This window comes from Pseudomonas sp. IT-P171, assembly GCF_949767765.1.
GTDB classification, from domain to species: Bacteria; Pseudomonadota; Gammaproteobacteria; order Pseudomonadales; family Pseudomonadaceae; genus Aquipseudomonas; species Aquipseudomonas fluorescens_B.
Genome location: NZ_CATKQN010000033.1, coordinates 265,962 through 278,313, shown reverse-complemented (window position 1 = coordinate 278,313; position 12,352 = coordinate 265,962). Strand labels below are relative to the sequence as shown.

The 12,352-nt window shown below is 57.0% G+C and carries 15 protein-coding genes and 1 pseudogene; 4 read left to right on the top strand and 12 right to left on the bottom strand.

Annotated features, from left to right (window positions below; translation table 11 throughout):
* Positions 1-298: 298 nt before the first annotated feature.
* Positions 299-406, top strand: a pseudogene (locus tag ACM6I5_RS18700) (transporter); the annotation flags it as partial.
* A 66-nt stretch (positions 407-472) separates the two neighbouring features.
* Here ACM6I5_RS18700 and ACM6I5_RS18695 read toward each other — a convergent pair.
* The 7 genes from ACM6I5_RS18695 to ACM6I5_RS18665 all read right to left on the bottom strand — a co-directional run bounded on the left by ACM6I5_RS18695 (position 473) and on the right by ACM6I5_RS18665 (position 6,348).
* Positions 473-1,741 (bottom strand): OmpP1/FadL family transporter, encoded by a 1,269-nt coding sequence (locus tag ACM6I5_RS18695; RefSeq protein ID WP_414884387.1) that lies wholly within the window; start codon positions 1,739-1,741, stop codon positions 473-475.
* A gap of 222 nt (positions 1,742-1,963) precedes the next feature.
* A complete protein-coding gene (locus ACM6I5_RS18690; protein ID WP_414884386.1) occupies positions 1,964-2,956 on the bottom strand; it encodes a TerC family protein in 993 nt (330 codons plus the stop codon).
* 165 nt (positions 2,957-3,121) lie between these two features.
* Positions 3,122-3,415, bottom strand: coding sequence for an antibiotic biosynthesis monooxygenase family protein (locus ACM6I5_RS18685; RefSeq protein WP_414884385.1), 294 nt, complete (start codon positions 3,413-3,415; stop codon positions 3,122-3,124).
* A 41-nt stretch (positions 3,416-3,456) separates the two neighbouring features.
* The gene (locus ACM6I5_RS18680; protein WP_414884384.1) at positions 3,457-4,431 is read right to left on the bottom strand and encodes a zinc-dependent alcohol dehydrogenase family protein; all 975 of its coding nucleotides are present in this window, start codon (positions 4,429-4,431) and stop codon (positions 3,457-3,459) included.
* 61 nt (positions 4,432-4,492) lie between these two features.
* A complete protein-coding gene (locus ACM6I5_RS18675) occupies positions 4,493-4,795 on the bottom strand; it encodes an ArsR/SmtB family transcription factor (protein ID WP_017338400.1) in 303 nt (100 codons plus the stop codon).
* A gap of 184 nt (positions 4,796-4,979) precedes the next feature.
* Entirely contained in the window at positions 4,980-5,735 is a 756-nt protein-coding gene (locus ACM6I5_RS18670; RefSeq protein WP_017338399.1) for a DUF4239 domain-containing protein, read from the bottom strand.
* 118 nt (positions 5,736-5,853) lie between these two features.
* A complete protein-coding gene (locus ACM6I5_RS18665) occupies positions 5,854-6,348 on the bottom strand; it encodes a cupin domain-containing protein (protein ID WP_017338398.1) in 495 nt (164 codons plus the stop codon).
* A 330-nt stretch (positions 6,349-6,678) separates the two neighbouring features.
* Here ACM6I5_RS18665 and ACM6I5_RS18660 point away from each other — a divergent pair, with 330 nt between their 5' ends.
* Complete coding sequence (locus ACM6I5_RS18660; protein WP_414884382.1) at positions 6,679-7,119, top strand: phage infection protein; 441 nt, start codon at positions 6,679-6,681, stop codon at positions 7,117-7,119.
* A gap of 86 nt (positions 7,120-7,205) precedes the next feature.
* Here ACM6I5_RS18660 and ACM6I5_RS18655 read toward each other — a convergent pair whose 3' ends face one another.
* From ACM6I5_RS18655 to ACM6I5_RS18640, 4 genes are all read right to left on the bottom strand, one after another.
* Complete coding sequence (locus tag ACM6I5_RS18655) at positions 7,206-7,550, bottom strand: cupin domain-containing protein (protein WP_017338397.1); 345 nt, start codon at positions 7,548-7,550, stop codon at positions 7,206-7,208.
* A gap of 214 nt (positions 7,551-7,764) precedes the next feature.
* Positions 7,765-8,805 (bottom strand): alpha/beta hydrolase family protein, encoded by a 1,041-nt coding sequence (locus ACM6I5_RS18650; RefSeq protein ID WP_414884482.1) that lies wholly within the window; start codon positions 8,803-8,805, stop codon positions 7,765-7,767.
* A 294-nt stretch (positions 8,806-9,099) separates the two neighbouring features.
* A complete protein-coding gene (locus ACM6I5_RS18645) occupies positions 9,100-9,426 on the bottom strand; it encodes a low molecular weight protein tyrosine phosphatase family protein (protein ID WP_017338395.1) in 327 nt (108 codons plus the stop codon).
* A 44-nt stretch (positions 9,427-9,470) separates the two neighbouring features.
* Positions 9,471-10,160 (bottom strand): winged helix-turn-helix transcriptional regulator, encoded by a 690-nt coding sequence (locus tag ACM6I5_RS18640; RefSeq protein ID WP_017338394.1) that lies wholly within the window; start codon positions 10,158-10,160, stop codon positions 9,471-9,473.
* A gap of 103 nt (positions 10,161-10,263) precedes the next feature.
* Between ACM6I5_RS18640 and ACM6I5_RS18635 the strand changes: the two genes are divergently transcribed.
* Both ACM6I5_RS18635 and ACM6I5_RS18630 read left to right on the top strand, forming a co-directional pair.
* Positions 10,264-11,205, top strand: coding sequence for a carbon-nitrogen hydrolase family protein (locus ACM6I5_RS18635; protein WP_414884381.1), 942 nt, complete (start codon positions 10,264-10,266; stop codon positions 11,203-11,205).
* Positions 11,206-11,234: 29 nt separating this feature from the next.
* Positions 11,235-11,669: a GFA family protein gene (locus ACM6I5_RS18630; protein ID WP_414884380.1), complete on the top strand. Its 435-nt coding sequence runs from the start codon at positions 11,235-11,237 to the stop codon at positions 11,667-11,669.
* Positions 11,670-11,750: 81 nt separating this feature from the next.
* On the opposite strand, the gene ACM6I5_RS18625 is transcribed toward ACM6I5_RS18630, so the two are convergent.
* The gene (locus ACM6I5_RS18625; RefSeq protein WP_414884481.1) at positions 11,751-12,245 is read right to left on the bottom strand and encodes a hypothetical protein; all 495 of its coding nucleotides are present in this window, start codon (positions 12,243-12,245) and stop codon (positions 11,751-11,753) included.
* Positions 12,246-12,352 lie beyond the last annotated feature (107 nt).

Here is a 12,352-nt window from a genome sequence, read left to right as displayed (position 1 = left end):
AGCCTGCCTCTATTATTTTCGTGCTCAGCACTGCTGAAGTATTACGAAGCCCGGGCGGACAGAGTTGAGATAAATCAACCAGTCAGTGATTGTGAATTTGTTTTGTGAGGATGGGGGAACGCCTGGGTTTCTACCCGACCGGATGACTGTTCGGCCAGTCAGTCGCTCATCGACAGGTGGAAAAAGGTTGCGGGGGGCGAGAAATTTTCTTTCCATTTTTCAACTGCGGCCAACGCCAAATAATCCAGCTATACCTACCTGAATTTGTTGGTGGTGTTTAGAAGGCCAGTAGGTCGCGGACTGGGATCAAAAGATGGGGCTTGCAGGTGACGGAATACGCAGCGTCACTAATCTCCAGCCGGTACTCCCATTCAGTTTGAACGACGATTGGAACCTGATTTCCAGATTTCCGGACAGATCCATAGTGGTTTTACTCTTTGGATGAAATAGACGTTCTTTCGTTTACTGAGCATCAGAATCGCCAGGTCATGTTGCCGGTCAGCGCTTGAATCCAGGCATTGTCGAACTGACCGGAAGTTCGAGTGCCTGACACGGATTTGGTCTGGTCCACCGGCATGTCGCCCAGCCAGACCATGGCCCAGCTGAGATTGACATCGGTGTCCCTGTTCAGGGCATAGGTGGCTCCCGCGGCAATCCGCCAGGATTCGCCCATGGGCACGATTACGCTGCGTTTGCTGTCCGAGACTGCGCTACTGTCGTAGGCCACACCCACATTCCACAGCCACTGCTCGGCGGCTTGGTACTGCGCGCCCAGTGACAAGTGCCAGGTGTCCTTGAAACCGGCATCGACCGTTTTCGATTGCGTGCCGAGCGCGGTGGTGTCGACCTGCACTCCGATATCGCCGAATTCCGACCAGTCCTGCCAGTTGGCTGAGGCCAGCAACGCCCATTGCTGGTCCAGTTGTTGGAAAAGGCTCAGGGTCAGGGTCTGCGGCACTGTCGTGTCGAGTTTGATATTGGTGTTGTTGACGCGCTCCAGCAGACGGCCGTCGCCTTGCACATCCAGCCGGTCTTCGAAGTTCAAGTCGACTTTGCTGGTATAGGTCAGGCCTATGCGCGTGCCGGCTTGCGGGGCGTAGATCACCCCGACGTTGGCGCCATAGCCCCAGGTGCCATCCTTGTATTTGTACTGACCGTCCGTGCGGTCGGTGAAACCGAAGGGGGACCGGTCGATAGCCGTTTGCGCCTGCAACATGCCGTACATGGCCTTGATGCCCACGCCCACCGACCATTGCTCGTTGAAGCGGTACGCCACGCTGGGCACCAGGGACAAGCCGAGCAGGCTGGAGTTTTGCGCGAAGTAACGCCCGGACCAGTCGTTGTCGTAATTGACCGCCAGACCGAAATCGCCGTACTGGCCGAAACCGACACTCCAGTGATCGTCAAGCTCATGCGAGATGAAGAAGCTGCCGCCGGGAATCGGATCAAGGGCATTGCCACTTCTGCTACCAGGGACATTGGTGCCGGAATCTCGATCGAAGGTCAGGTCGCCGTAAAGCACTTGCAAACCGCCGGTGATCTGCGTGCCTGGCAGGTAGCTCATGCCCGCCGGGTTACTGGATATTGTCGAAGGGCCTTGGGCCCGGGCGGCGGCACCGGCGTTGGCGAGGCCGGCGTTATCGGTGCCGATTTCGTAGAGCATGATGCCGCCAGCCCACACTTGCTGACAGCAAAACGCAAGGAGCGTAAGGGCGGGCAAGGTGGTTGTTCTGGCGTGCATTAGTACCTCGGCAAGTATCTATTCTTGATTGAGCGTAGCTAATGTCTACCTGTCGATGGACTTATCAATAGTTACCCCCATGCCCCCTCTTAAGTTGAAGCGCCACGCTGATAGTCGTCGAAATGCCGATATTCGCCGCACGCGTGACTGGCACGGATTATCCAAACCCGGCCCTCGCGCCGGGTTTGCTGTTTTCGTGTGGCAGCCGCCATCTGTCCGGATCTAAACCTGCGGGCCGGCAGAGGCCTGGTCGCGGGTTTTCCAAAGCGATAGCAGCACGCCGCCCAGCAGCAAAGCCAGGGTCACGCTCAGGGAAATGACCGCCGGAATCTTGCCGATGATGCCGACCATGAAGATCTTGCCGCCGATAAACACCAGCACCAGCGCCAGGGCGTACTTGAGATAGGCGAAGCGGTGAATCATCGCCGCCAGGGCGAAATACAACGCACGCAGGCCAAGGATGGCGAAGATGTTGGAGGTGTAGACGATGAAGGGGTCCTGGGTGATGGCAAAGATCGCCGGCACGCTGTCCACAGCGAAGACCAAATCGGCACACTCGATCAGCACCAGGGCCAGGAACAACGGCGTCGCCCAGACCACGGACTTGCCACTGGCATCCGCCTGGCGGACGAAGAAGCGCCCTTCATGCAAGCGATCGGTCACCCGCATGTGTTTACGCAGGAACTTCACCAGCAGGTTATCGCTAAGGTTGGGCTGGGCATCGATCTTGCTGAACAGCATCTTTACCCCGGTCAACAGCAGGAAGATGCCGAACACATAGAGAATCCAACTGAACTCGGCGATCAGCGCCGCCCCCAGGCCAATCATGACAGCGCGCAGCACTATCACACCGAGAATGCCCCAGAACAGCACCTCGTGCTGATACTTACGCGGAATGGAGAGAAAGCTGAAGATCATCGCCATCAGGAATACGTTGTCCATCGACAACGATTTCTCGATCAGAAAGCCGGTGTAGAAATCCATCCCGGCGTCACCGCCCTTGACCTGCCAGACCCAGAGGCCGAACAGCAAGCCAGCGGTGATATAGCCAGCAGACAGCAGCAGGCTTTCACGAACGCCGATTTCTCGATGCCCGCGGTGTAGCACCCCAAGGTCGAAGATCAACAGGCCGATAACGATGCTGATAAAAGCGAGCCACAACCAAGTGGCGGTGCCGAGAAACTCGGCAAGAAAGAACGGTTCCAGGGCAGTCATGAGCCCCTCCTCCAAGTGTCGAAGTTGTACAAACTGCAACTCCGACATGGCAGCTATTCGCTGTCAGAGGGGCCCGGCGTTGTGGGAAAAAATCTAGAGAGACGCGTGGAATTTCTCAATCACGCAAGGGTTGCAAGTTATTTCAATGTGCGAGGCCCGTCAGTCCTAAAAGCTTCCGCCCTCAATATGGAAGACCTTCGGTTCTCCCGAAAAATATTCCTCTATGCCCATCATGAACAGCCGATGGTCTTCACTCGCTTCGAAGCCCGGCGTGTGATCTTCGAGTGATCGCCACCTCACTATCAGGTTGAACATCTCGGGGCTTTCGATCCCTTGCGCAAGCAGGTGGCCGCCGTAACCTTCGGCGCGGCTGAGCAAAGGAGCGACCTCGGCGAATGCACGTCGGAACGGTTCAATCCGTTCTTTGTGAACGGGGAGCAGAGCGATTTCATAAATCATGGCGTACCTCTGAATGGACGTGAACGATTGAAAGTGCGCACTTACGAGATGAGCGATGGCTCGACAGCAATCGCGATTTTTCCTTGAATACCGTTGTTAAGACTTTCCAGCCGGGCATGTGCGAGGGGAATGTCGGCAAGCGAATAGACGGCGCCAACGTGTGGCCGTAGCTGACCGCGCGCTATCAATGCGCTCAACTCATCGAGCTTGCCGCGGTTTTGCCGGGTGAAAACGAAGTGATAACTCGCGTTTTTGCCCCAGGCTTGAACGACGTTTTGTGGCTGCGCAATGTCTACGATCGTGACGACGCGACCAAGTTGTGCGAGCACGTCGGGGCTGCGTGACAATGTGTTGCCGCCGATGGTGTCGAACACAACATCAACGCCGCGGCCACCCGTTTCCCGAATGACGGCATCAACATAATCTTCTTTTTCATAGTCGATGATCACATCGGCCCCCATGCTGCGTGCGAACTCAACGTTTGCTTCACGCACGGTCGTGAACACCCTTGCGCCAATGGCTTTCGCCAGCTGGATCGCGACATGACCGACGCCTCCCGCGCCGCCGTGGACAAGAATGCTTTCCCCTACCCTGAGCGCCGCACGCACGACCAGTGCTTCCCACGCCGTTCCGCCAACCAGGGTCAGGCTTGCCGCCTCAAGATGGCTCAACGAGGGAGGCTTTTTCCCGACAATATTTTCGGCCGCGATGTGGTACTCGGCATAACTGCCTGGCCCTTCAAATATTTGCGGGGTGTACCAGACTTCGTCTCCTGGAGCGAAGGTCTTCACACCTGGCCCAACTGCTTCGACAACGCCAGAGACGTCGTGCCCGGTAATGGCCGGCAGTGGCACCAGGTCGGGATAATCGCCACGTCGAACCTGGTAATCCAATGGATTGATGGAGGTTGCGTGCACCCGGACCAGGACCTGCCCTGTTTGCGGCACGGGCTTGGGCACGTCGCAGAGTTCGAACGATTCAGGACCGCCGAATGATTTAAGTATCATCGCTTTCATAGTAAATCCTCGCATCGACAAAATGGAATATCGAGATATCTCGATATGTTGCGGTAAAAAATTACAAATCTTTCCCGATGATCTCGGCAAGCGCGCTGATGGTTGCTTCATTGCGTTTGTAGTAGGTCCACTGACCGATGCGCCTGACTTCGACCAGGCCCACCCGTTGCAACGTGGCCAGATAACCGGACACCGTTGACTGCGACAGTCCGATCCCTTCTTGAATACTGCTGACGCAAACGCCGACCGTGAGAACGTCACCTTCGTCCTGCGGAGGGAAGTTCTTTGCGGGATCCTTCAAACCTTTCAGGATTTCAAGACGCGTCGGGTTTGAGAGGGCTTTGAATATTTCGATCAATTCCATGAGCCGAGGATATCGAGATTTATCGATATGTCAATACGAGAGCTTAAAACAATCTCGCGTTTTGCATTGCCAACGGTTTCTCAGGCTAGACCGAGTGACTGTTTATGGCTGTGGATTGATTTTTCATACAGGAGACACAGGCATTCGAGCCTGTTCAAAACCGTGTTTTGCTGAACCCAAGCCTCTACAACTGCATCTCTGCAAGCGCTCTGCGCAACGGGGCATCTGAGATTTGTATCGGGCCGTGGAACGGAACATTCATGTCCAGTACAAGATAAACAGAGGCGGCTATGAGTAGCGCCGATACGGTAAACATTCCCACGACCATCGGGTTTCGCGGCGCCCGGTACCCCAAACTGGCATAGATAAGTGTCATCCATGCCACCAGCATGCCGATCAGCGGGCCTGGGATGGCACCCTCTGATTGTTCAACGATCTTCCAGCGCTGTTCGATCAGAGAGTGATACTGCTGACGTATATCCACCATCATGGTCTCGTGAAAGCGGTCCACTGGTTTGATGGCGGTCAATGCCCCACCGATAGCATCCAGATATTGGACCGCGAGACTTTTTTGGTGCTGTAGCGCCTGGTCACCCCGATAGGGATTGGCAATGGCCTCTTCGACATAAACCATCAGATGCCCCCGGGCCTTTTCTGCGGCGGTGCCATAGGCTCGGAATGATCGATCGAGAATAATCAGACTTGTTGCATAAGCATGCACATTGGAGTCGATGGCTTCGAATGTGTTTTTGGCCGAATTAATCATCAGGCCGAATACCAACGAAGTCATTACCACGAATATGTTCGCCACCAGACGAACCACGGCATTCGTGTCTTCGTCTTTGTGGCGCGCTGCCAGCTTTGGATACAGTTGCATCATCAGCAACGATGCTGCCAGCAAACAGGTGAAAATGGCTACCGCTACCCAGATAGAATCCATGTGTTGCCTTCGAAGTCAGCGATTTGCAAGAGTCTGGCGTCGAGCGATTGATAGCTTGATGCATCGAATCCTAGCCTATCTGCCATCGAATGGCATGGGTTGCTCAGTTCAAGCGAAGTTACTTCGCCGCATTCCGGGGATCATCATGGCTATCAATGTATTCGAGGCCCAGCGGACCCGTTCCGTAAACCTGTGAGATGTACTCTCCTGATTTAGCCCAGTGAAAATGTGGCGTATTGGCCGGCAGTATCACTACGCTGCCCGGACCGTAAGCCACCAGTTTTGCCGGATCGAAAACAGTTCCAAAACCAATGTAGAACACACCGGACATCACCGTGTAGATACGATCTTCAGGATGGGTATGGGGCATTAATTTGGTGCCACTGGGCACTTTGACTCTCACCACATAGGGCGCTGGCTTGCTCGGGTCGCCGGCCAACACAGCCAGCTTCACTTCTTTCGGGAACGCTGGAAAGCTGCGCCACTCCACGTCTTCATTATGCAAAGCACCGACTTTATCGAGTGGCAATGATTGTGCCTGGGCGAATGGCATTGCTGCGCTGGCGACAAGAAGTGCAGCCAGACCAGCAGTTTTCATCATGTTCTGAATCATGAAAGACACCTTAATTACGCAGTAAACACATTGAGATCGTCACCTGCACCGCCAGTACATCCGGTGAGCAAATCGTGGCGAGTCACTGTATTTGTCACTGGCAGCGCTGAGAAAGACGTTGCCGCGCATTACAGTTGATACGCAATGTAATCAATGCGCTGTCACGTTCCGGTTGCCAGCGCTGCACCCCATCATCACGTTCACCAGAGGCAGGCCGTTCGCTCTATCAATGCCGTCGATGGTCACCATCACGTCAATGAAGTTCTCATAAAAAATCCGCGGCGTAACATTGGCTCCATACCAACCAACAACACCCCGGAGCACACGATCATGAAACGCCAAACCATCCTCAGCATCGCTTTCTCGGTTTTTGCAGTTAACGCTTTTGCCGCGACCTCGACTCACCCGGTTGTCGCTGAAGGTGGCTCGGATCGTCTGATTGAAAGTCGTGTGGCTGAAGGTGGCTCGGATCGTTTGATCGAGAATCGTGTGGCCGAAGGTGGCTCGGATCGTTTGATCGAGAACCGCGTCGCTGAAGGTGGTTCGGACCGTCTGATCGAAAAACGCGTCGCTGAAGGTGGCTCGGATCGTCTGATCGAAAACCGCGTTGCCGAAGGTGGCTCGGATCGTCTGATCGAAAACCGCGTCGCTGAAGGTGGTTCGGACCGTCTGATCGAAAACCGCGTCGCCGAAGGTGGTTCGGATCGCTTGATCGAGAATCGTGTGGCCGAAGGTGGCTCGGATCGTCTGATCGAAAGCCGCGCAGCATAAACAAATCGCGTCACCGCAATGCCCAAAAAGCCCGGCCTGATCAGCCGGGCTTTTTCGTGTTCATTGTCTCGATGCAGTCAGCGAACTCACCCTTGCCTGACGATATCAACCGAGATTTCCACCGCCGCAATGGTGCCTCTGTTCTCCAGCCAGTGCGTGGTGTTCCTGTCTTCGGGCCAGCCCACTCCCGGCCCATAGTCGGTGGCGACTCCGTCGCGGTGATCAGTGATCGTTCCTTGCAGTATGTAGACGGTGCCTGGCCTGTCCTTATGGTTATGAATCGGCCCGAAGACGCCTCCAGGATCGATGGTCACCAAACGCATTCGAAGTTGGCGCCCTGCCATGCCCTCGATCTCGGGGCCGAGGTCGACCGTTGCCAGTAACTTCACCGCCACCCCTTTCGTTTCAGGGGCCACCTGTTCAATGCTCATCGCGCTCTTCTCTGTACAGACAAGGGTCTGACTAGAAGTAAACACCCTTAAAGGCGTGATCAGTTGGGAGGCGACAAAGGGTCAAATACGGACTCATGTGGCTAATGCCGGTCAGTTAAGTGACTGCAGCTCCTTGTAGCGATGGACGTTAACGACAACGCGTGTTTGCTGGATAAACGCGTCATCCTCAGGTCCATCGCGAGCAGACTCGCTCTTACAAATTTCCTGATGACTGAAGAAACTCCGCTATCAGCGATACAACCTGCTGTTGAATCACTTCACGCGCACGACCGTTGTCGCCATCCAGGCAAATGATGCCATCGCCCGGTACTTCTTCTTCGAGCATTGCCTGCGCGCCAGGTTTGCACATCGACAAGAAACTGAAATGGCTGGCGTCGCTGATTTCGACGTAACGGCTTGACGCTGGAGGCAGGCGTTTGGCCAGGTTGGCAGACTCCAGCTCAGCGGGTAGATCGTGCGACGGTACGCCGGCAGCAATCACCAGTGTGGGTACCGGCAGCGCGGCCAGGCTTTCATCGGTCAGGCCCCGTGAAAGGCCCAGGTCCAATGTCACCACGGCCGTGACGCGTTTATCACGCAAATCGGCGGCCAACGCGGCCTTCGATTCTGCGGTGCTTGCCGGGTTTATCTTTCCATAGACGGAGCAACTGGCTAACTGCGGGTGTGCTTTGCACTCCTGAGCGAAGCGGTCCGGGTCGAAACGAGCACCGGCAATCTCCAGGGCGGTCATGCCGCCGAGTGAATGGCCCGCTACTGCAATTTGGCCATTGGCGACCACGCCGAATTTTTCAGGTTGAGTCGTGACGCTATCAATGGCGCGGCGCACATCAATGGGCCGCTGCCACAACTGCGCCGCTGCTTGAGGGCTACGGTCATGAGTGGTGGTGCCAGGGTGATTGATCGCAGCGACGATGTAACCCCTGTGAGCCAGAGCACTGGCAAGCCAGATCTGGTTGCTCCAGTTTCCCCTGTACCCGTGGGAGAGCACGACCAAGGGATGCTTGCCGGCAGCGGGCGGCGCGTCACGCACGGCAGAAGCCCCGACAAACACCACATCATCGCCGATCAATTGCGTGGCGGCGGTCGTTGCACTGGGGTACCAGACGACCATCTCCAGTGAGCGGTCATTTTGCGCGTCCGGTAGTGTGGAAGACTGGAAGCCGATTGGGTTTTCGTCAGCGAGTGCGATAGTCGTCAGACAGGCCAAAAACAGGGCGCAGAAAGGTATTTTCAATGTCGATTCTTCCTTGATTAGACACGTGCATGGCCACCTGAACCCGCCGGTCGGCGCATCCATCTTCGTACGGAGTCGAAGCTAACGTGGCTGCCTATGGGCACGACATTAAAGCCCACATTCGAACCGCCCGCTGAACGATTTAACCAACCTGCTGCATCGACCGGTGGAATCCACAGCCGATTGCCGTCTTCTGCACAAGGGACTAACGGTCTTCGGACCACTAGTGCTGCTTCTCGCGAGACGCAAAAAAGAGTCTGTTCAAACGTGAACCGGCCCAGCAGAGGCATCACCTCAGGAAGGCAAATACCGCCTGACTCTCACCTCCAACACCTTGACCAGCCCAGGCTCCATGTACTGATAAACATCCGGTATGTCCAAACAAACGACACGCTTGTCCACCAGCTCCGCACCAAATCGAGCCACCAGTTTGTTGCGATGAATCGGCTCCATGACACATACCAGATCAGCCCACTGCAGCAGCTCCAGGCTGACTGGAACATACGCATCGTTACTGATACCTGCCGATGCAGTTTTCACGCCCGGCCAATCAGCGAAATGTCGTTCGGCCGTGGGGCTTCGCAGGCGGTTCTGGCTGCAGATGAAAAGCACGTTCAACATCGGATTAACTCCAAACAGTTAACGTGACCCGGGCTCAGCCAAGATCACCGATTGACTGCCGCGCTTCGCGTCCCCGCAAACGCACTCGTGCCCAGCCAACGCCACAGACATTCCGCATCCTTCACCGCGCCATCCACTCGCAACTCTCGCGACTGAAGCACTTCCCGCGGTGTGCGATCGCCCGACCACACTTCGGTCAATGCGCGCACGCTGGAATCCACGACCAGCGTCAGTTCACGGCCGGGGTCGTCGCGGCACAGGTCGGCCACGCCCTCCTCGACCACCAGCCACCACGCTTGCTCGCCGGGCCGGGCGTCGCGGAATTTGAAGTGGATGACCACCGGTCGAGGTGGGAATGTTTCGATTCGCACGAACCGGCGCACGTCCCACATCAGCAGGCCCGCGTCGAGTTGGTCATCGTGCAGGCGACTGCCGATCCAGCGTGCGCCCCAATGACCCAGTGCCATGATGATGGGGCGCAGTTCCTCGCCCGCTTCGGTCAGGCTGTACTCCCAGACTTTGCCGGTGGCCGAGCGGTGTACGACGCCGATTTCTTCCAGGTGGCGCAGCCGCTGTGCCAGCAGGCTGGTGGACATTCGGGGTACGCCGCGGTGCAGTTCGTTGAAGCGCTTGCTGCCGCACAACAGCTCGCGCACGACCAAAGGTGTCCAGCGCTCGCACAGTGCTTCGGCTCCGCGTGCGACCGTGCAGAACTGACCGTAGCTTTCGTCCATTGCCTGGCCCCCGCGACTGAAACGCTTCAGATTGTGAACTAGCCCCGTCACTCCGCCACGCGCACGCTCAAGCCTTCGAAGCCAAGTGCAAACGGAGAACGCCATGACCAAGGTAGCCATTATTCAGCGCCCGCCCGTGTTGCTCGACCGCGGCGCGACGATCGCCCGGGCCGTGCAATCGGTCGCCGAGGCAGCAGCGGCTGGAGCCTCGCTGATCGTTTTGCCCGAATCGTTCATTCCCGGTTACCCGTCGTGGATCTGGCGGCTGGCGGCGGGAAAGGACGGGGCCGTAGTGGGACAGTTGCACACGCGGCTGCTGGCCAACGCCGTCGATATCGCGAAAGGTGACCTGAACGAATTGTGCGAAGCCGCCAGGGTTCACGCCGTGACGATCGTGTGCGGCATCAATGAATGCGAACGGCAAACGGGTGGCGGCACGCTCTATAACAGCGTAGTCGTTATCGGCACGGACGGCGCAGTGCTCAACCGCCACCGCAAGCTGATGCCAACGAATCCCGAGCGCATGGTGCATGGCTTCGGTGATGCCTCCGGGTTGCGCACGGTGGACACACCGGTTGGCCGCGTGGGTGCGCTGATCTGCTGGGAAAACTACATGCCACTGGCGCGCTATTCACTGTATGCCCAAGGGGTGGAAATCTACGTCGCGCCCACGTACGACACGGGCGATGGCTGGATCAGCACGATGCGTCACATTGCGCTCGAAGGCCGCTGTTGGGTGCTCGGCAGCGGCACCGCGCTGCGCGGCAGCGACATCCCCGACGACTTCCCGGCGCGTGCGCAACTGTTTGCCGAGCCGGATGAATGGATCAACGACGGCGACTCGGTGGTGGTCAATCCGCAGGGCCGGATCGTCGCCGGTCCATTGCACCGCGAGGCCGGCATTTTGTATGCGGACATCGACGTCGCACTCGTGGCGCCAGCGCGGCGAGCGCTCGACGTTACCGGGCATTACGCGCGCCCTGACATTTTCGAGTTGCAGGTGCGGCGCACGCCGGTGACAGCAGTGCGCTACATCGACGAGTGAAGGCAAACCATTGATCGAGGAGTCATGCCATGAACACTGAACGGTCTTACAAGGGCAGTTGTTTTTGCGGCGCAGTCGAGCTGACCGTCAGCGGCGAGCCGGTCGGGATGGGCTATTGCCATTGCGAGTCGTGTCGGCATTGGTCAGCAGGGCCGGTCAATGCCTTCACGCTGTGGAAACCCGACGCGGTGCAAGTAACTCGAGGGGCTGACAACATCGGCACCTACAACAAGACCTCGCGCAGTTACCGCAAGTGGTGCAAGACGTGCGGCGGGCATCTATTCACTGAACACCCGGAGATAGGACTGATCGATGTATATGCCGCGGTCATCCCGGATCTCGCGTACTCGCCAGGCGTTCACGTTCACTATCAGGAGACTGTGTTGCGTATCAAGGATGGATTGCCGAAGCTGAAGGATGTCCCCAAGGAACTGGGAGGATCGGGCATCAACGTGGACGAATAGCACTTAAACCGGAGCCAATGAAAACGGGCGCCTTGTCGGGCGCCCGTTTTGTTCAGGGTTGCGTGCTGCGAATAACGCTGATCAGTGCGATTTCTTTGATACCGACGTCCCGGCCTTACTCAACCCTTTCGCGTTGTGGTCCCCTGGTGTCGAGTCCGAGATTGCCGTGGCTTTGGTCACGCCACGCGTATCTTTGGAATGGGCGATGCCTGAAGTCGTTGTGCCATGACCGCGCTCACCATTGCGATCATTGCCGTAGTGGTTTCCACTTTCGCCGTGGTCACGAACAGACTTGCCGGCATGATCGCTGCTCAATCCATTACCGCGGCCGTTGCTGTTAGCGTTGCCGTGATCTGAACCGCTGTGACCACCACCGGTACCGCCGCCGTGGCCACCGCCATTACCGCCGCCATTACCGCCCCCATTACCGCCTCCTCCGTTACCGCCTCCGTTACCACCACCATCCTTCGCGTAGGCGGCGCTCATGGTAGAGAGGTGAGCAGGGAGTAAGGGTGCGGCTGCAAGCATCATGGCGCATGACATGACAGCAACGAAACTCTTGTTTTTTAAAAGCATGATCGCTTCCATAGGGTTGATATCGCGTACGTTAAGACGCGTTTTTCCCTCCGCAGTTCAAGTCATGCGACAGACGGGATGCGGTGCGCACTGACCCAATCAGCACG

Bases quoted from the DNA above. Each gene is read 5' to 3' on its own strand.
- ACM6I5_RS18695 (WP_414884387.1), bottom strand. From the start codon at position 1,741: ATGCACGCCAGAACAACCACCTTGCCCGCCCTTACGCTCCTTGCGTTT.
- ACM6I5_RS18690 (WP_414884386.1), bottom strand. From the start codon at position 2,956: ATGACTGCCCTGGAACCGTTCTTTCTTGCCGAGTTTCTCGGCACCGCC.
- ACM6I5_RS18685 (WP_414884385.1), bottom strand. From the start codon at position 3,415: ATGATTTATGAAATCGCTCTGCTCCCCGTTCACAAAGAACGGATTGAA.
- ACM6I5_RS18680 (WP_414884384.1), bottom strand. From the start codon at position 4,431: ATGAAAGCGATGATACTTAAATCATTCGGCGGTCCTGAATCGTTCGAA.
- ACM6I5_RS18675 (WP_017338400.1), bottom strand. From the start codon at position 4,795: ATGGAATTGATCGAAATATTCAAAGCCCTCTCAAACCCGACGCGTCTT.
- ACM6I5_RS18670 (WP_017338399.1), bottom strand. From the start codon at position 5,735: ATGGATTCTATCTGGGTAGCGGTAGCCATTTTCACCTGTTTGCTGGCA.
- ACM6I5_RS18665 (WP_017338398.1), bottom strand. From the start codon at position 6,348: ATGATTCAGAACATGATGAAAACTGCTGGTCTGGCTGCACTTCTTGTC.
- ACM6I5_RS18660 (WP_414884382.1), top strand. From the start codon at position 6,679: ATGAAACGCCAAACCATCCTCAGCATCGCTTTCTCGGTTTTTGCAGTT.
- ACM6I5_RS18655 (WP_017338397.1), bottom strand. From the start codon at position 7,550: ATGAGCATTGAACAGGTGGCCCCTGAAACGAAAGGGGTGGCGGTGAAG.
- ACM6I5_RS18645 (WP_017338395.1), bottom strand. From the start codon at position 9,426: ATGTTGAACGTGCTTTTCATCTGCAGCCAGAACCGCCTGCGAAGCCCC.
- ACM6I5_RS18640 (WP_017338394.1), bottom strand. From the start codon at position 10,160: ATGGACGAAAGCTACGGTCAGTTCTGCACGGTCGCACGCGGAGCCGAA.
- ACM6I5_RS18635 (WP_414884381.1), top strand. From the start codon at position 10,264: ATGACCAAGGTAGCCATTATTCAGCGCCCGCCCGTGTTGCTCGACCGC.
- ACM6I5_RS18630 (WP_414884380.1), top strand. From the start codon at position 11,235: ATGAACACTGAACGGTCTTACAAGGGCAGTTGTTTTTGCGGCGCAGTC.
- ACM6I5_RS18625 (WP_414884481.1), bottom strand. From the start codon at position 12,245: ATGCTTTTAAAAAACAAGAGTTTCGTTGCTGTCATGTCATGCGCCATG.